General features: G+C 29.4%; 23 protein-coding genes. 5 read left to right on the forward strand and 18 right to left on the reverse strand.

Annotation, left to right across the window (positions count from 1 at the left end; all coding sequences use genetic code 11):
• Positions 1 to 133 precede the first annotated feature (133 nt).
• The 8 genes from NSU06_RS09815 to NSU06_RS09850 are packed head-to-tail and all read right to left on the reverse strand — an operon-like array spanning position 134 to position 6606.
• Positions 134 to 634, reverse strand: a complete 501-nt coding sequence (locus NSU06_RS09815) for a Na+/H+ antiporter subunit G (protein WP_019834899.1) — start codon at positions 632 to 634, stop codon at positions 134 to 136.
• Complete coding sequence (gene mnhF2, locus NSU06_RS09820; protein WP_017176022.1) at positions 609 to 911, reverse strand: Na+/H+ antiporter Mnh2 subunit F; 303 nt, start codon at positions 909 to 911, stop codon at positions 609 to 611. Before mnhF2 ends, NSU06_RS09815 begins: the two co-directional genes overlap by 26 nt.
• Positions 908 to 1390 carry a Na+/H+ antiporter Mnh2 subunit E gene (mnhE2, locus tag NSU06_RS09825; RefSeq protein ID WP_019834898.1) on the reverse strand — a complete coding sequence of 161 codons (483 nt, stop codon included), beginning with the start codon at positions 1388 to 1390 and terminating at the stop codon, positions 908 to 910. The genes mnhF2 and mnhE2 overlap by 4 nt, the downstream gene beginning before the upstream one ends.
• Positions 1387 to 2886: a Na+/H+ antiporter Mnh2 subunit D gene (gene mnhD2, locus NSU06_RS09830; protein ID WP_049434595.1), complete on the reverse strand. Its 1500-nt coding sequence runs from the start codon at positions 2884 to 2886 to the stop codon at positions 1387 to 1389. Before mnhD2 ends, mnhE2 begins: the two co-directional genes overlap by 4 nt.
• Positions 2876 to 3223, reverse strand: coding sequence for a Na+/H+ antiporter Mnh2 subunit C (mnhC2, locus tag NSU06_RS09835; RefSeq protein ID WP_002448875.1), 348 nt, complete (start codon positions 3221 to 3223; stop codon positions 2876 to 2878). Before mnhC2 ends, mnhD2 begins: the two co-directional genes overlap by 11 nt.
• Positions 3220 to 3645, reverse strand: a complete 426-nt coding sequence (mnhB2, locus tag NSU06_RS09840; protein WP_002455676.1) for a Na+/H+ antiporter Mnh2 subunit B — start codon at positions 3643 to 3645, stop codon at positions 3220 to 3222. Before mnhB2 ends, mnhC2 begins: the two co-directional genes overlap by 4 nt.
• The gene (locus NSU06_RS09845; protein ID WP_049379659.1) at positions 3632 to 6034 is read right to left on the reverse strand and encodes a DUF4040 family protein; all 2403 of its coding nucleotides are present in this window, start codon (positions 6032 to 6034) and stop codon (positions 3632 to 3634) included. Before NSU06_RS09845 ends, mnhB2 begins: the two co-directional genes overlap by 14 nt.
• 14 nt (positions 6035 to 6048) lie before the next feature.
• Positions 6049 to 6606 (reverse strand): tyrosine-type recombinase/integrase, encoded by a 558-nt coding sequence (locus tag NSU06_RS09850; RefSeq protein ID WP_048683106.1) that lies wholly within the window; start codon positions 6604 to 6606, stop codon positions 6049 to 6051.
• A gap of 142 nt (positions 6607 to 6748) precedes the next feature.
• On the opposite strand from NSU06_RS09850, the gene sroA reads away from it, so the two are divergent.
• From sroA to sarA, 5 genes are all read left to right on the forward strand, one after another.
• Positions 6749 to 6955 carry a sigS mRNA-stabilizing protein SroA gene (gene sroA / locus NSU06_RS09855; RefSeq protein WP_002448893.1) on the forward strand — a complete coding sequence of 69 codons (207 nt, stop codon included), beginning with the start codon at positions 6749 to 6751 and terminating at the stop codon, positions 6953 to 6955.
• Between the two features lie 32 nt (positions 6956 to 6987).
• On the forward strand, positions 6988 to 7209 hold the full coding sequence (locus tag NSU06_RS09860; protein WP_017176027.1) for a DUF2922 domain-containing protein: 222 nt from the start codon (positions 6988 to 6990) through the stop codon (positions 7207 to 7209).
• A gap of 180 nt (positions 7210 to 7389) precedes the next feature.
• Positions 7390 to 8316 (forward strand): DMT family transporter, encoded by a 927-nt coding sequence (locus NSU06_RS09865; protein ID WP_049379660.1) that lies wholly within the window; start codon positions 7390 to 7392, stop codon positions 8314 to 8316.
• A 147-nt stretch (positions 8317 to 8463) separates the two neighbouring features.
• Entirely contained in the window at positions 8464 to 9402 is a 939-nt protein-coding gene (locus tag NSU06_RS09870; RefSeq protein WP_061815593.1) for an HlyD family efflux transporter periplasmic adaptor subunit, read from the forward strand.
• A gap of 315 nt (positions 9403 to 9717) precedes the next feature.
• Complete coding sequence (gene sarA / locus NSU06_RS09875) at positions 9718 to 10092, forward strand: global transcriptional regulator SarA (RefSeq protein ID WP_002448898.1); 375 nt, start codon at positions 9718 to 9720, stop codon at positions 10090 to 10092.
• A gap of 246 nt (positions 10093 to 10338) precedes the next feature.
• Here sarA and NSU06_RS09880 read toward each other — a convergent pair whose 3' ends face one another.
• From NSU06_RS09880 to NSU06_RS09925, 10 genes are all read right to left on the reverse strand, one after another.
• Entirely contained in the window at positions 10339 to 11154 is an 816-nt protein-coding gene (locus NSU06_RS09880) for an alpha/beta fold hydrolase (RefSeq protein ID WP_017176030.1), read from the reverse strand.
• 158 nt (positions 11155 to 11312) lie between these two features.
• The gene (locus NSU06_RS09885) at positions 11313 to 12029 is read right to left on the reverse strand and encodes a hypothetical protein (protein WP_340779916.1); all 717 of its coding nucleotides are present in this window, start codon (positions 12027 to 12029) and stop codon (positions 11313 to 11315) included.
• Positions 12030 to 12234: 205 nt separating this feature from the next.
• Positions 12235 to 12741 carry an SA0570 family protein gene (locus NSU06_RS09890; protein WP_017176032.1) on the reverse strand — a complete coding sequence of 169 codons (507 nt, stop codon included), beginning with the start codon at positions 12739 to 12741 and terminating at the stop codon, positions 12235 to 12237.
• A gap of 132 nt (positions 12742 to 12873) precedes the next feature.
• Positions 12874 to 13668 (reverse strand): alpha/beta fold hydrolase, encoded by a 795-nt coding sequence (locus tag NSU06_RS09895; RefSeq protein ID WP_048682336.1) that lies wholly within the window; start codon positions 13666 to 13668, stop codon positions 12874 to 12876.
• The gene (locus NSU06_RS09900) at positions 13669 to 14373 is read right to left on the reverse strand and encodes an HAD family hydrolase (protein ID WP_017176034.1); all 705 of its coding nucleotides are present in this window, start codon (positions 14371 to 14373) and stop codon (positions 13669 to 13671) included.
• Between the two features lie 58 nt (positions 14374 to 14431).
• Positions 14432 to 15388: a FecCD family ABC transporter permease gene (locus tag NSU06_RS09905; protein WP_017176035.1), complete on the reverse strand. Its 957-nt coding sequence runs from the start codon at positions 15386 to 15388 to the stop codon at positions 14432 to 14434.
• Between the two features lie 190 nt (positions 15389 to 15578).
• Positions 15579 to 16499 carry an ABC transporter substrate-binding protein gene (locus NSU06_RS09910; protein ID WP_048682710.1) on the reverse strand — a complete coding sequence of 307 codons (921 nt, stop codon included), beginning with the start codon at positions 16497 to 16499 and terminating at the stop codon, positions 15579 to 15581.
• A gap of 203 nt (positions 16500 to 16702) precedes the next feature.
• Positions 16703 to 17206 (reverse strand): DUF805 domain-containing protein, encoded by a 504-nt coding sequence (locus tag NSU06_RS09915; protein WP_017176037.1) that lies wholly within the window; start codon positions 17204 to 17206, stop codon positions 16703 to 16705.
• A 77-nt stretch (positions 17207 to 17283) separates the two neighbouring features.
• A complete protein-coding gene (locus tag NSU06_RS09920; protein WP_095324333.1) occupies positions 17284 to 18045 on the reverse strand; it encodes a MerR family transcriptional regulator in 762 nt (253 codons plus the stop codon).
• 90 nt (positions 18046 to 18135) lie between these two features.
• Positions 18136 to 18783, reverse strand: coding sequence for an endonuclease III domain-containing protein (locus NSU06_RS09925; protein ID WP_340779920.1), 648 nt, complete (start codon positions 18781 to 18783; stop codon positions 18136 to 18138).
• Positions 18784 to 18800: the final 17 nt, after the last annotated feature.

Raw genomic sequence — 18800 nt, forward strand, 5'->3', positions numbered from 1 at the left:
TTCTAAACGTATGTAGTTATTATCTACCGTTCTTATGCTCTCAATTTAATATCAATTTTATCATTAAAATATATTCAGATTAACTAACTTGCACTTTCAAAATAATTCACTTAAAAATTATTAAGATATGCAATTATTCTTCTAAATCTTCAATATTTTTATCACCATGTTGTTTTCTTTCTTCAGCTCTATGTTTTTTAATATCATAATACAGTTTTTCTCGTTGTTCTTCTCTTTTTTTAGCACGACTTTTTAACTCATCTGTTGTATTAAATTCTTTTGAACTTAATAAAATGGAAGATTGTCTTGGTGCATCATCTTTTCTATACATGTATGCTCCAGTTCGATAAGCTGCTCTAGCAACAAGGTGCATACCAACAGGAGATGTTAAATTAATAAAGACAATGGATAATAACAAACGAACACTAAAGAAACCTTGCACCGTTGTAAAGTATATTAATGCCCCGATTAAAGTAAGTAATACAGAAAGCGTTGAACTTTTCGTGGAAGCATGACTACGTAAAAAAACATCTTGAAATTTTACAATGCCTATTGCACTAATCACTGCAATAATACTTCCTAGAAAAATAAGGATAGACGCAATCAACTCAGTGACGCTTTTTATGAGTTCCATTGAATACCCGACCTCCTCCAATAAATCTAGAAATAGATACAGAGCTTACAAATGAAATGATCGCAATCAACATAATTGAATCTAAGTACGCATCAGTATCATAAATCACGCTAACCACCCCAACAATGCACATAATGACGGCACTGGCTGCATCAAATGCTACAACTCTGTCTGCTGTTGTAGGACCTTTAATCAAACGAAACAATCCAATAATAAATGCAATACCAAATAATATTAAAGCTCCTGTACTAAAAAAGTTAGTCATCGCTTGGATCATCGTGACACCTCCATAATTAAACGTTCATATTGTTTAATACTTTTTAACAAATTAGCTTTTTCATTTTCAGAAATGTCTATACTATGAATAAAAAATTTATTGGTTAATTTTGAAATTCTAATCACTGTCGATCCAGGCGTAATAATAATTAAAATGGTTAAAAATGTAATGGCCCAATCACTTTTTAACTCTGTTTCATATGTGAGAAGACCAGGATTCATATCTTTTGTTTTAAATAAAATATATTTAATGATACTAAGACTTGAAGTAATTAACTGATACAAATATATACCTAAAAACTTAATAGCTATCCATATTTTTACTAAATAATATTCTTGACCAAAGAATCGATGCAGTATATAAATGATAATTAATCCTATAAGATAGCCAGATACAAAGGTAGAGAATAAAAAAGAACCTTGGTCTTGAAAGAGTACCCATAGAAAAGCAATTAAGATATTCAATACAATTTGTCTCATTTATTCTCCTCCTTTAAATGCGGATTAACTAAGTGATGGAAGTAAGCATCATTTGTATTTAACTCTGTTGCATTTTTAGTAACATTCATAACAATTGGTGCCGCAAGACCCATAACTAGTACAACTACAGTTAGTATGCCAATCATACCTTTTCGATGAGCAGGTAATGGGTTGTAATCAACTTGCTCGCCATCTGCATCTCCAAAGTACATGATAAATAGTATTCTAAATAGACTATACATTGCTAAAAGACTTGTTAAAATCATGAGTGCTAATCCGATATAATTACCATTTTGAACCGCACCTTGGAAAATAAGCACTTTACCAGGGAATCCACTAAATGGAGGAACCCCGCCAATCGCGAAAATCATAACGATAAATGCTACGCCAAAGAAAGGCTCTCTCTTTGCCAAACCATATAAATACTTATATTCTCTATAACCAGACATATAAACTAAACTACCAATAATAAAGAATAATAATGTTTTTACTACAATATCGTTTGTTAGATAAAAAATAGCACCATGAATTCCAGCAAATGTATTTGATCCTAAGCCTAAAATAATAAAACCAATTGATAAAATAACTTGATATGCTGCAATTTTCTTTATGTCTTTAAATGCAATGACTCCAAAAGCACCAATAATCATTGTAATACAAGACATAAATACAAGTATTGGGTGTGTAATATTTGGATGTTGATCAAATAATAAAGTGAAGAAACGAATTAAAGCATATGCTCCCACTTTCGTCATTAAAGCTGCAAATAAAGCTGCGAGCTCAGTATTTAATACTGCATAAGCTTTAGGTAACCACATAAATAACACTAACGATGCTTTTGAACCAAATGCAATCATAAATACAATTGCAATGACAACCACCATTTCATTATTGTGAATATCATCTAAGCGTAAGGCAACTTGAGAAAAGTTTAATGTTCCTACTAATTTGTAAAGTAAGCCAATACCTAATAAAAATAACCAAGACCCAATAATATTTAAAACAACATAGACAATGGCTGCTCTTAATTGTTCTATTGATTGTCCTAATGTTACAAGCACAAATGATGCAAGTAACATAATTTCGAACATCACATAGAGGTTAAATAAATCAGAAGTTAAAAAAGCACCAATCACACCGGTAGTTAAAAATAAAATAAATGTTGGTAAATAATAGCGATTCACACGTTTTTCAGCAGATCCAAATCCATACGCCATAATTAAAGTCACTACAAAAGAAGCGACTGTTACCATGAGTAAACTTAAAGTATCACCTAAAAATTGAATACCAAAAGGTGCTTTCCAACCACCAAAATCTAAAGTGATTGGTTTATGATTCATCACATAAATCAATAAAGCTAGCGAAATAAGCGTATTAACCGTCATTGTTCCAATATATAAAATCTTCGAAACTCTATTTTTATTCTTCGTAAATACAAGTAATAATGCACAAAGAAGTGGTAAGAGAATCGGAAGGATTAATAAGTTACTGTTCATCATCTTCATCCTCCCTAAGCACATCAATTTCTGATTCTTTTGTAACACGATATGTTCGATAAACTAATACAAGTAAGAAAGCTGTCATACCAAATCCAATAACAATTGCAGTTAAAACAAGTGCTTGCAATAATGGATCGACATAGTTGGTATTTGAACCACGAATAAGCGGTTCTGTTACGTGGTCACTATAGTGACCCATACTCATAATAATCAAATTACCCGCATGCGTATAAATCGAAATCCCTACAATAATACGAATTAAATTTAAAGATAATATCATGTATGTCGCTAAGAATACGAGAAATCCTATAATTAGTAATAAAATAAGATTCATGATTTACCTCCACTCAATGCCAACATAATTGTGACAATCACACCCACTACTGAAAGTACTATGCCTAATTCGAAAATCGTCACTGTAGTAATATGCATTTCATTAAATATTGGTAAATGAAGTGTAAATTCACTTTGATATAAAAATGATTTGCCAAAAAAGGTAGGCGCAATAGCTGTGATTAAAGAAATAAGCGCTCCAATAATCATTAATTTTCTAAAGTCGATAGGTAAACTATCCAATACTTTTTTTACGTCGAAAGCTAAAAACATCAAGATAAAAGCTGAGCTAAAGACGAGACCACCAATAAATCCTCCTCCTGGATTATTATGACCCGCTAAATAAATGTAGAAACCAAAAGTAAGTAAAATGAATACAACAATTTTAGTTACTGTTTTTAAGACTACGTCATTTTCTTTCATCTTGACCCCTCCGATCTTTGTAATTTAATAATGTATAAATACCTAAACCAGCAATAATTAATACCAAGCCTTCAAACATAGTATCAAGTGCTCTAAAATCACCTAAAATGGCATTCACAATATTTTTACCACCTGTGAGTTCTTTTGCATTCATATAATATTTAGAAATAGTTTCTAAACCATCACCTTGTTGTGCCATAAATACAAGTGTTACCACTGCGCCTGCAAAAATGAATGCTACAACAATTTTCATCATTTCTTTTTTCTTATCTGCTTTCTTACGAGAAATATTTGGTAAGCGTGAAAAACTAACAATGAATAATATTGTAGTCATCGTCTCTACTACAAGTTGTGTTAAAGCTAAATCAGGTGCCCTCATGATTAAATAAAATAATGCAACTGAATAGCCAATAATTCCATTTAATATTACCATCGTTAAACGTTGTCTTATAAAGACAAGTGCTATACCAACAACACTGATTGAAATCGCAAGCAGCACTTCTAAAGGCCCAAAGTCAGTAACATGCATTAGATGTAGTTTAGGAAATCCTACTCTTAAAAAGCCATACGCTACAAATAGTGAAAACACTAAAAGCGTAATCACATTGTAGTAATTTAATCGGTTCGTCATTACACCACGAATACTACAACCAGCATAATGTTCAAATATGCTATAAGCTTTACGATAGGAATTTGTAATCGATGCTGTTTTGATTAAGCGGTGCGTTAACACTTTCCAATTTACTTTTGTTGCTAAAATAATTCCTAAAATAATAACAATGATACTAAAAATAAGCGGTAAATTAATACCATGCCACTGGGATACATGTGGTGCCATCTTATCAACTTGGATACCTAAGTTTGTGACATTTCTTAATGCAGGTAAAACAATCGGATGCGTAAAGGTATTTGGGATAAAGAAGATAACAGGTAGCATCACAGCAAAGATCATTGCTGGTAAACTGAACAACCACGGCTCATGAATATGCTTTTTAGGAACTTCTTTTTCATTAAATTCTCCCCAATATGTTTCTTTTAGCATGTAAACTGCATAGACAAAAGTGAATATACTTGCAATCACGCCTAATGCCACAATTATGATGGTTAAAGTTAAACTAAATTGCTCTAATTCAATAGATTTAACTAAAGAATCAAAAAACATTTCTTTACTTAAAAAACCATTTAAAAATGGTACTCCCGCCATTGATAATGCTGCAAGCGTCATACTCACGTGCATTTTAGGAAAGAATTTTCTCATACCATTTAATTTTTTAATATCTCTTGTGCCCGCTTCATGATCAATAATACCTACGCCCATAAATAACGTACATTTAAATAACGCATGATTCATGACATGGAACAACCCTGCAAATAAAACTAATGTGTAAATTTTAGCCATTGGTCCACTTGGATGCTGCGCAATACCTCCACCTAAACCAACCATTGTCATAATCATCCCAAGTTGACTAACTGTAGAATAGGCAAGAATTCCTTTCAAATCATATTGTCTTAAAGCTGTAAGAGATCCAAACATCATTGTGATTAATCCTACAAAAGTAACAATATAAATATAACTATTACTTAAGCCTAATACAGGTGTGAATCTAAATAGTAAAAATATACCTGCTTTAACCATTGTTGCTGAATGTAGATAGGCACTTACAGGGGTTGGCGCAGCCATAGCTTTAGGTAACCAAATATGAAATGGAAATTGAGCTGATTTTGTGAAAGCTCCAATAAGCATCATAATGATCATTGGAATAAATAAAGGTTGCTCACTAATATGATGACTTTGCGATAAAATTTCAGTAATTGTATTCGTACCTGTCATTATGTACAACATAATAAAACCTGTTAATAATGCTAAGCCGCCAAATACCGTAATCATAAATGACTGTATTGCACCTAGCTGACTATTTGCATTACTATACCAATACGAAATAAGTAAGAAAGATGAAACACTTGTGAGTTCCCAGAAGATATACATAAGAATGGTATTATTAGATATTACTATACCTAACATACTAAACATAAATAAAAGTAAGTATATGAAAAATCTAGGTAAGTTATCACCATTAGGCGTTAAATATTGAGTAGCGTAAAAGAAAACAGCTATCCCTATAATAGAAATAATTAAAGCAAACATTAATCCAAGTCCATCTAGTCTTAAATCTAAATTCAAATCGATAGCTGGCATCCAAGCTAGTTTAAAAGAAATCACTTTCTGATGAAGTACACTAGGAATTTGAGATAAGAAATAAACAGAAGCAATTACTGGAGCAAATAGGGAAATATATCCCGCATAGCGTCTTAGAGGTCTAATAAATAAAGTGATTAGAACCATACCTATGATTAGTAAAAGTGCCCCTAGTAAATAAATTAAACTCATCAAAACCCTCCTTTTTATAAATTCAAAGCAATAATTGTATGATGATCTTCTTTAGGTGACAAACCAATAAATTTCAAAGTTTCATGCGTAGTCTGGTGTCCTAAATATTTTTGAATAATCGCAATAGAAATACCCGATTTATAAGCATGATATGCAAAAGTTTTACGTAGAGTAGTTAAACCAATATGTAAAAGGCCTAATTCTTTAGCTGCGTGGTGAATAATTCGATAAGCTTGCTGACGTGAAAGTTCTTTATGTGTACGAAGAGACTGAAATAAAAGATGATCATCTTTCAACTGATTTTCATAGATATATGTATCAATTTCATTTCTTAAATCAGAAGGAAGCATAATTTTGATAAATGGGGCACTTTGTTGAATCCAAGCTGTCTTTATTTCTTTATTTTCTTTATTCTTTATATCTTCAACTTTAAGATGTAATAAGTCAGTAAGTCGCATACCTGTATGTATAGCCAGTTTAAATAAAAGATAATCTCTGTCTGATTTCATTTGTAACACGTGATACATCTTCTTAATATCATTCTTTTTCTTAATAGGTTCTACATAATTCATTTATCCACCTCAAAAAAGTTTCTTATTTAATGATATATCATATTTTAGTAACATTAAAATATTTCGCTCAATTATTTTTGACTTCAAGTTACTTTTTTTAAAAATATTTTCGATATATAAAGTGTAAGGAGGTGAAAGTAAGATGAACGAAATTACTCAGTTATCTGTTATTTGTACTCACGTTACACATGATACAAATGGAAAAGCTAAAGAAATTAAACGTCGATTTAATAACATTAATACACGTGCTTCTGAAGCAGACATCAAATCATTTGTAACAACAATTTCAAATTTGATTGAAGAATCTTTCGATAAAGTTGAAGTTGTAAAAACTCAAGGATTAGTTTAATGAATGATTTTATTAAAAAGGAGGTATGAACAATGTCAAAAACGTTAGAACTTATATTTAAGACAAATCTAAACAAAACAGCTAAGTTACAATTACCACAAATTTCAGCAACAATAACAGAAGCTAATGTACAATCAGCAATGGAAAATATCATTAAGTTAGATGTTTTAAGATTTACCAGTGGCGCTCCAAGTAAAGTCGCTTCAGCTCAGATTGTAGATAAAACAACAACTGTTTTATTTGAATTAAATTAATTGACATAGTAGACGTAAGTTACAATATCAAATTTTACTTCACGTCTTCTAAACAGTAGATTGAGAATGGATGAAGAGTTCTAACAGAATTCTATCCGTTCTCTTTTTTAGTATAGAATTTTTTTATAAATTTACGTATAATAATCATATTTGATAGTAAAAATAATGGAGGAATTAAGTTTGCTTTTTCTATTTGTACTTGGAATTATTGCTGGTATGATGGTGCCTATTCAAACATCGATTAATTCTAGATTAGGTCGATTTACAGAATCATCTTTTTATGCCTCTACGATTTCTTTTTTTGTAGGCACTCTATTTTTATTAATACTTAATATCATTTTTAATATCCAAATGTTCTCAAGCTCATTTTATGCTGGTCACTCTATTGATTATCATTGGTGGGTTGGTGGCTTGCTTGGTGTATGTTTCTTAACAGGTAACTTATTACTTCTTCCAAGATTAGGTGCAGCACTTACGGTTGTGATGACAGTTGCTGGTCAAATCATAATGGGTGTTATTATTGATACATTGGGATTACTTGGAGCCAATCAAACATCTTTTACTTTTTTAAAAGGTGTGGGAATTATTGTTTTATTATTCGGAATTCTTCTTATGAATCATATACCTAAAAATAAACTTAAAGATAAAAGAAATATCTCACTTTATATTTGGTTGTTCATTGGCTTTATTTTCGGATTTGCGCCTCCACTACAAACTACAATCAATAGCGGACTTTCAAAGCAAATGCATTCTTCTTTATTCGCTGCACTAGTTTCTTTTACTGTTGGAACTATTGCGTTATTTATTCTAACAATCATATTTAATAGAAGTTTAAAAATTAAACTATCACAACATCATTTCGGTCGTATTAAACCGCTCTATTTTATTGGTGGAATTTTAGGTGTCGTATTCGTTACATCTAATATTATATTAATGCCCTATTTAGGTGCTGCTCTTACAACTATTGTCGCAATGCTTGGTCAAATGATAATGGGCGTCATTATTGATCACTTTGGCATTGGTGTACCTAAAAATGAAATGACTTTCCGTAAATTTATAGGATTAATCGCTATAGCAATTGGTATTGTTTTATTACGTTTATTTTAATGGCTAATAAAATTAAACTTTTATCTAAATCTTCGTCTTCTTAATGAAATAATTGAGAAGACTTTTTTGATGTCATCATTTAATTATGTTGTATTTAGCTCTAAACTTGTATAATAAATGCATATTAATGTTTAGAGGTGATTATATTTGAAAAAGTTTTTATCCCCTTTACCAATACTGGTAACCCTCCTCCTTCTCCTTATTATTTCGTTTGGATTTTATATTTATTCTAAGATTCCTAAAACTACTCATTTAAGCAAAATAGAAACGATGACTGTAAAACCACATTACTCTCTTTCTTTTCAAGGCGTTCAGCAAGCTAAACAAAGTTATACACTTTATTATGAGCCCTCATTAGGTATTAGTTCAGATATTCTAGTAAAAAATAACGAAACGATATCTAAAGATACACCCATATTTAAATATTATAATCCACACATTGAAAAACATATTCTTGCAAAAAAGAATCTTTTATCTTCAATACAACACTCAAATAAAATATCCTCCGATAACTTCAACCAACAAGTTCAATTATCTAATGATATACTCAACTTACAGCAACAACTTCAAACACGTATTTATGCTCCTATTAAAGGTCGAGTCACTGTACTTCACCCTTTCCCTTCAAAATCTCATACTGAAATTATGCAAATTAATAGTGATGAACGAATCATTCGTGCTAAAATCAATGAATCTCAACTCAAACAGCTTAAAAATAATCAACTTGTTCAAGTTTCTATTAAAAATACTAGGCAATTTGAAGGAAAAATTTTATCTATTTCTTCTATTCCTTATAAAACTGAGACATCTTCCTCTTTTTATAACGTAGATATTTCTACAGATCCTTCCTACCCTATTGGATACCATTTTAATCTTCACTTAGGAACAACAGAATATGAATTACCCAATAAAGTCATTTACAATAAAAATTATGTTCTAGTTATACATAATAAAAAAATTATAAAAAGAAACATTAAATATATTAAAAGTAAAAAAAGTGGGTATATTATGGTATCCAATGGATTAAATATTGGTGATAAAATTATTACGCATCCTTCTACATCTTTATTAGAAAGCACCAAATAATCTTTTATTTTAGTATATTAAACTTTAATTTTATAATATGGAGTATCATAATAATTGTTCTTAATTAAATCTTTTATAAAATTTGCTTATTTTTATAAACAAAGTATTAATTAATCAAAATATTGTTTTATTAAGTGCATTTTCGTTTACTTTCTAATTTTATTTAGTTATAATTAACTAAATAAAATAGAATTAAATTAATTTATTTAATCTAAATTATTAATAGCTTTTTTAAACTAATAGTTGACGTTATATATAGATAAATTTAACGGATGCATAAAAAATAGAAAGAATATTAGTTGGGGAGGTCTTAAAATGGCTATTTCAAAAATTAATGACTGCTTTGAATTATTAGCAATGATTACTTATGCAGATAAATTAAAAAGCATTATTAAAAAAGAATTTTCAATTAGCTTTGAAGAATTTGCTGTTTTAACTTATATTAGTCAAAGTAAAGAAGAAGAATATTATTTAAAAGATATTATTAATCACTTAAACTACAAGCAACCTCAAGTAGTAAAAGCAGTGAAAAATTTATCTCAAGAAGATTACTTCGATAAAAAACGTAATGAGCATGATGAAAGAACAGTATTGATTCTTGTAAATGCAACGCAACGTACAAAAATTGATGAATTACTTAATAGAGTTAACAAACGAATCGAAGAAGCTAATAAAGAAACAGAATTATAATAGTAAACCCTAAAGAGACTAGAACTTTAAAAAACCTAGAATAATAGCCCGTAGATAACATTCGTCTACGGGCCTCTTTTATAGCCATAATTCATATTATATGATGTTGTTTTCTGTAGAATAACTTCATTCTAATATTTATAAACATTGTTTAATAATTTTTTTATATCTAGAACCCCACCCTTTAGGTTGTTCTGTTTCCTTAGATATTCTATTGTAGATAATTTTGACTCTATGCTTATAATTTTATATCAATAAATTTGTAGTATGAGATGCATCATTTTTTTCTACAAAATTTAAATATAATGTTAAAAATTTCTCTTCTTCTTCTATATGAGGTGCATGCCCTGAGTCATTAAATAAAACATAATTTATATTTTTAAATTGATTTTCAAATTGTTGATTCTCTTTATTGATAATAATTGGGTCATAACGTCCTTCTACTATCATAGTTGGAACATTGATTTCATGTGTGACTGTATTTGATTGATTCTCTGTATCTAATAAGGCTCTTGATGCTACTGCACTATCTTCATCGTCTTGTTTACTATATAAACGTTGACGTTGAAACCACTTCATTGCAACGTCACTTTTTTTGTAAATATATGGAAATAATATAAGTAACGCTTCAGATTTATTAAACCCCGCTACTTTATCTTGGTGCTCAATCATTAATTTTGTAAAACCATGGACAATATCTTCAGATTTAGAAGATATAATTGTTAAAGATCGCACTTTCTCTTTATATTTTTCGGTAAAAGCTTGTGCAATAATTCCACCCATATCATGTCCTAATAAATGTGCGCTTTTAATACCTAATTGTTGCATTAACATAATTAAATCTTTAATGTGATCATTTAAGTTATAACTCGTAGGATGTGTAGATTTCCCATGACCTCTCACATCATAAACAATGACTCTATAGTGTTTTTTCAACTCTTTTTTTAATGAGTAAAACCCAGCTAAATTACCATCTAAACCATGAATTAAAATAACGGGAATGCCTGTACCTGCATCTTGATAAGCTATCTTTATTTGATTAGACGTTTCAATTTTTTTCATATCGGCACCTCCCTTAGTATTTACTATACCCACTAAAACATATTTAACGCTATAAACATGTATACAATTAATTATTTTTTTATTTAAAAATTTTTATATAATTTAAATAAAAAAACTCAACCCTATTAATCAGGGTTGAGTTAAAATCATATATTTTATTAAATACTTCTTCTAGATGATAATCGTATAGTATATGTAACAATTAGTACGACGATAATAATCCAAATGATAAGTGAAACAGTTTGAGCGACATTTGAATTTACAATAACAGCATCAATCGTCTTTTGAGAGAATAATAAACCTACTGCTGTATATTCTAATCTTTTAAAAATAACCCCGCATAAACTCATTATAAGTCCCATAAAGAAAATAAATTGATGACTATACATAGTAATAGGAACAATGCCTATAGTGAGATTAAATGCACGCATAATAATAAGAATTAAAGCAATAATTGCAATCATATAGCCTATGATTATCTCTGTGCGATTACTATATAAATATTTTTTTCGAGCAATTTGTATATGAATAAAAATAGTAATCGGGAAAATAACAATACAATAAAACAAAGATAATATAGTTGCAGCTTGGAATGGAACGTATTGCTTATCATATAAATATGAAATTAAAATAAAATTGATAATAAAAAATATAATAGGATTCAATTGTAAACAAAATAAATTTCGTTGAATAATTAGGATAATTTGAGCCGTTGATTTCCCTCTAAAATCAAGATAATCTTGCTTTTTTTCTTCAGATTTTTTAAAGTCATTACGTATATTTTCTTTAATGTCATCGATAAGTTTAGGGGGCATGCCTTTATGAGTAAAATAATCATTCACATTTTCAAGTAATACTTTATCGTTTGATCGCATATGTTGCTCCTTTATCAAATGTAAGTTTTAAAATACATTCAATTTATTCATTTCAACATTTTATCATAGATTTCAATTGATTTCTTTTCATAAAAAGAAGTAGGATAACGAATCCCAGATTGAATTCGTTATCCTACTTCTATATATTTCATTACCTTTTAAATGAAATGGATTATACGTCACTTTAACTAACTACTTCATTACATTATTTATTAATATCAATACGATATAATTTTAATACTTTGTCTTTAGGTGAGCTTGAACCAAATTGATAGCTTGTTTTACCGTTTTGAATATAAGCAAAATTGCCACTTACACTATTATATTGAACACGTTTAATGGCTCTTTTACCTACGCTTTGTGCTACTTTTTGATAAGTTGGACCATTGGCTTGATTATAAGTCATTGATACTCTAGTCACATAACCAGTATTTTTTTTACCGATGGCAGTAACAACTAATACGCCTTTATTTGTATGGAATTCATAATATTTTTCTTGATTATTTGGATTATATGAATAAATAGGTGTGCCATAGTGATTAATAACATTTTTAATTGATTCACCTATTGTCACATTTTCTAATGTTTTTTGACCTTGAGTTAATTGTTGTACAGTCTGAATCGAATTACCACTAGCTGCTTCAGCATGATTATAGCCTACTCCTGTCATTACTAGTCCTGAAACTAATAGGGCTGTTGCTAACTTTTTCATAAGCACTCACTCCTTTTTCTTTTATGCTTAATTACAGTATACCCTATCCATTACAAAAATAACAGAAATATTACAAAAACATTACAAAATATTTCTTTTTTATAATCCATTCATTTTGGTAAATAATATTATTTAGTGTTGAGGCATATGTTTTTTTATAAAAGGTGTCACATCATGGATAAACTTCTCTTGTTCTTCTTCAAAAGGATACATGCTTGACTTCGAATACACTTCAAAATGTACATTTCCTATTAAATCTGCTACTTCTTTAGATTCAAGAGATGTTATTCTTTCTCCATACGTACTTGCAACTATAAATGTGGGTTTAGTGATGTACTCAAATACTTCTGCAATTCCTCTTTGTTTAAATACTTCATCTACTGCTTCTGTCTCTTCTTTAGTAGAAATTGAATTAGTATCTTCGACATTTTTTAAGAACTTATTCACTTTACGATGTTTATAATAGCGATGTTTATCTAAAAACTTCTCTTGTTTATCTTCATTCCAGTTACGGATTTTATGTGCGTATTTTCTAAACAATCGTTCTTCTGGTAACTCTCCTTCAATAGATGTCGGATTGATCATTGTTAACGAAGAGACATACTCTGGATATTGCTTTGATAAATGCGCAATAATTGTAGCACCCATTTCATGGCCAATAAAAGCCGCTTGATCTATGTAGAGATAATCTAATAATAAAATAATATCATCTGCAAATTCATTGAATTTAATATGTCGTGGTTTATCTGAATATCCATGACCACGTAAATCCAATAATACGACTTGAAATGTTTTTGAAAGTGCATGAGCTAAATTTTGAAAAATTGAAGCATTTTCAAACGCAGTATGTACAAGCACTACTGGGTATCCTTGTCCCATAGTATTGTAATTTAATGTAAATCCACCTTTTCTTGTAAATAATTCCATTTAATTATCTCCTTTTTTTTGTTTATTTATGGATAAAATCGTTAAGAGCTCTTCTATTGTTGTAATGATATAATCTACTTCTTCTTCTAAAGGTTCTAATTCAGCATTTTCTTGTTTATACCAAACGCTTACCATTCCCATAGCACGTGCAGGAGCAACATCATTTAAGGCATCATCTCCAACATACATAATTTCTTCTGGTAAAACGCCGAGTTGATCAATCATATCTTCAAAAATACGTGGGTGAGGTTTGCGATAACCTACTGTTTCAGAAGTTGATAAATAATTAATCACGTGTTCTATTCCTAATGAATAAATCCGAAATTGTTTAATCTTTGATTTCCCGTTTGCAATTACACCGAGTAAATAATCATGCTCTGACAACTTTTCAAGTGTGTATAATGTATCGTAGTATGGAAATACATATCGATAGAAATGCATTTCGAAATCATGAAATAAATCTTTCCATTTCAATCTATCGATGTGAAATTGTTTTATTATCTCCTTATATACATAAGGTTTATCGTTATCTTCATCATCATCTAATTCTATAAATTTATGTTTAAAGTCAGCAAGTTGTACATGTACAAAATAATCATGAAAACGTTCATATTGTTCTTCTATAAATTTATCTCGAGACTTAGTTCTATCCAATAATGTGCCTTCTAAATCGAACACAACTGCTTTGATTTGGCTTAAGTCCATTTTTATTTACCTCTTATCACTATAATTATTCTTATTTTAATAATTTTTGTTCACTTCACTAACGTGTTGTATTAGATTGAGTGACTAAAATATAAAATAATATGGGTATCCCAACAAGTGATAAAATAATACTTGCTGGAATTTGCACTGGATTAATAACAATCTTCCCTACAACATCAGCGAATAGCATCGTTAATGCACCTATCAATATGTTTAATGTCATTTGTATAGCAAGACTATATTGAAAATAATATCGTCTAATTAATTGAGGTACAATGATGCCAATAAAACCTATAACACCTATAAACGCTACTGCTATAGCTGTCATAATAGATGTTAACAAAAGTACAATAAATGTTATCCATTGCACATTTAACCCTAGAGACTTACTTTTAGCTTCTCCTAATTGCAAGAGCTTAATTGGTGTAACTAAACTATATATCACAATAATGATTGGCAAAGAAACCATTGTAATATAAACGAGCTCATTCATTTCGGCATTCGCAAATCCTCCGAAATAATAGGCTAACATACGATTCGTACGTTCTGGTTTAATGAGTGTAAGTATATATATTAATGCATTAAAAAAAGCGCCTACCATAAGTCCAGATATGATGAGTACTCTAATTGGAAAATTTCTAGACAATACGATTGTCATTATAACAACAAGTAAAAGTGTCGTGATACTAAAAATGATAGAAAAAATTGGAATAAATAGAAAAGATACACCTAAAAATATAGCTAAACTTGATCCAAAAGTCGCTCCACTCGCTAAACCAAGTGTAAAGCTATCTGCTAAAGGATTATTTAATACCGTTTGAAATAATTGACCCGTCAACGTTAATATGGCTCCTACCATAAGTGCCTCAAATGTTCTAGGAACTCTAACCTTAAAAAAAATCATTTGATTAAATGCTTGATGTAATGACCCTAAACCCCAAAAAAGACTTATAGCTATTATAATACATAAGCAAAGTGTCCAAACTGAAAATGTTAAATATAGATGTCGTTTCATTTCCACTCACATTTCAATTATTATTTATTTCTTATATTACAATGAATATATCCTTACTACTAATTAAAATAAGATTACAAAATGATTCTTTCTCTGCTTTGCTAAACTTACAAGAATATATGTTGTATAAAAAGCCTACAACATTGTCAATATCGTTGTAGGCTTTTGAAAAGTCTCTCATCTTAACGTTTTAACGTTTATAAATTGCATCACGTAATTCTTTCATACCCTCATCAATACGAGGTCCTGGTCGTGAAATTTCGTCACCATTGACTGTTTCCACACGTTCATTTTTTACTGCGTTGACTTCAGAGAAACCATCACGTTCTTTAATCACTTCATAATATTCTTCTTTTGAAATACCTTCAGTTGAAATTAAAATATCAGGATTTTTTCTAATAATACTTTCTTTATCTACTGCTTTCCATCCACTAACATTTGAAAATACATTTTTTGTATCTAGTTTTTCTATCATATCATTGAAAAAGGTTTCTTTTCCTGCTGTATATATTTCAGGTTTTGAAGACACTTCTATAAAAACACTCTGTTTTTTATGATGTGCTGGAATTGATTCAATTACTTTTTGAACATTATCTTTTGTTTCTTTGACTAACTGTTTCGCCTCTTTTTCACGATGCGTTACTTTACCTACTTGCTCAAATGAATCGTAGACTTGATTTAAAGACTGAGCGTCTTTAACATATACTACCTTCACACCACTATCAGCTAAACTATCAAGTGTTTTTTTAGCAGATGATTTTTGAGATTCATGAGCTAAAATCAAATCAGGTTTAGCTTTTAAGAGTGCTTCCTTATTTAAGTTCATTGCATCAAATTGTTGCTTGCCTTTTTTCACGTTTTTTGGATAATCATCAACTGTTGATACACCTATAATATTTTTTCCAAGACCAAGTCTATATAATATTTCAGTATTACTTGGAATCAAAGATATAATACGATGATATGTATGAGTATTATTATTGTGATCCGTTGTTTTTTGCTCAGTTGAATGCGTAGAATGATGTCCTTTTTCACTCGATTGATTTTGTCCACATGCTGCTAAAACTAATACTAATGTAAATAAAATAATCCACAGCTTCTTATTGTTCATTTATAAACAATACCTTCCTTTCACAATTTTGTTTATTTCATATATTTATCATACCAAATTATTTATATCATTAATTTAATTCTATAAATTTTTATTGTGTAATTTTATATTATTGGTTAAACTTAATGATTTAATTCTATTTCAAAATAAAAAAAGAAGGAAACAGATTTCAAAATACATTCTGTATCCTTCCTGTTTTCATACTATACAGTAGCTATTTTAGGATTTGGGCCATACTTATTTGTCCCCTCATCACTATCTTTTATTGTAAATGCAAAAGTAATCACAAGAATAATAAGTAAGACTAAAGACATCGCTGCCACCATAATTCCTAATTCAAGCGCAATCATTCCGTTGAAAAAACCATCAATTGAAATACCGTATGTTCTATCTACAATACTTGAAATTTTTCTGATTGATGTAAAAATTAAAATAATAAGAGGTAGAACCATTGTGTGCCCTGTATCATGTAAACGACGTACCGTCATCGTAAACGTTCCTATAAAAATAATGATATCAATGATTTCATACACAATATCAAAAAATGTATGCCCTCCATTTAACCCCAAAGTAATGATATTAAAAAGTAAACTCATAATCACTAAAATAATACAATTAGCTAAAATAGCAAACCAATAATGGCGTCTTCTAGTTCGACTTTTTATATTAAAATAATTTTGCCAAAATAATTTGAACGCTTCTATCATGTTTAAGCTCCTTTTATTCATCAGATATATTATATATATATATCATCACATATTATAGAACTTAAAAACATCTTTTATTAAATATCATTTCGAATCGCATCAGCAATATACTGATTTAAATTATCGTGTCGTTTGTTATTAATTGTTTTAGCAAATCGCTCATCATTCTCATAAATCGAGGCAATATATTCTAAAAATTGTTCATCTACGTTAGGTACTTGTGTTCGAAGAATATCTTTTAGTTCAAAAATTGCTTGTTTAACCTGTATATGATTTATTTTATAGTTTGCAATGAATAATTCATTCATTTTATCAAAGAATAAATGTAACCTCTCCATTGTTTTCTTATTATTTTGTTGTTTTTCTGTAGAATTCAATCGTTTTTGATTCTCTTTAAAAGCTTGATAATAAGGAGTATGACTATATTTCATTTCAGCTTCTTTCTCATATTGATTTTGTATATTATCATTATTCCATTTACTCATATTAATTTCCTCTTTTCTATGATTAACGAGATGATGATTAAGAAAATGAATCATTTTGTTTAATTGATCTCTTTGTGCAACAATACACTGATAATTATTTTCTAATATTATATTTTTCTCTTCTATACTGTTACTAAAATAAAGTTGAATATCTGCTAATGATAAATTCAGTTCCCTTAGAAATTGAATGGTCTGTAATTTAGAGATATCCTTAGAAGAATAATAGCGATAACCATTAGATGCAATATAAGTTGGCACAAGCAACTCAATTTCATGGTAATAATGAAGTGTGCGTTTAGTTACTTCGGTAATTTGACTCACGTCATTGGGTGTAAAATATGCCTGATTTTCCATTCTGACATCCTGCCTTTTTCTTAATCTATTTGTTTCACTACTCTTTTCATCTCTCTATAAAAGAGACTAAGCTATGACGTCACGTCAAGGTCAATCCATTTTTGTAAAATATTGATCTAAGAAATGATATCTTTGTTCAATAGAACCATTAAAATAATTTTTCCCAAAATTATCTAGTAAAGCATGAAATTCATTTGCATCTTGATTTGTAAAGTTTGGAGGTAATTCGACATTTCTTTTTAATTTATCGTAATTCTCAGTATTGGCATAACCGAGTTTTTTATATAATCGACGTGTATAATGATCAGGAATAAATTCGACCCTCTCAAAAATATAAACTAGCAATACATCTGCTGTTTCACTTCCAATACCGTGTAGCTTAAGTAATTCATTTCTTAAATGTTCTCCATATACTTCATTAATCTTGCAATAATCAAACTGATATTGATTTAACCAGTTGAATAATGTAGAAATTGCTTTTGATTTATTGTTATAGAAACCACTAGAGCGGATTAATATTTTTAGTTCTTCTATCGGCAGATTTAATATGTTTTGCGGTTCAAAATGGGTTGCTTCTTTCAGCCGTCTAAGAGAAAGTGCAGCATTATTCCAGTTTGTATTTTGAACTAATATAGCACCTAATATCATCTCTTCACGTGTATCTGCTGGCCACCATCCTTGAGGCCCCATATGTTTTAATAATGCTTTGTAAAGTTGTTCTGTAGTCATCATTGACATCTTTTTACCTTTCTATA

It is taken from the genome of Staphylococcus sp. FSL W8-1270, assembly GCF_038007165.1.
GTDB classification, from domain to species: Bacteria; Bacillota; Bacilli; order Staphylococcales; family Staphylococcaceae; genus Staphylococcus; species Staphylococcus hominis.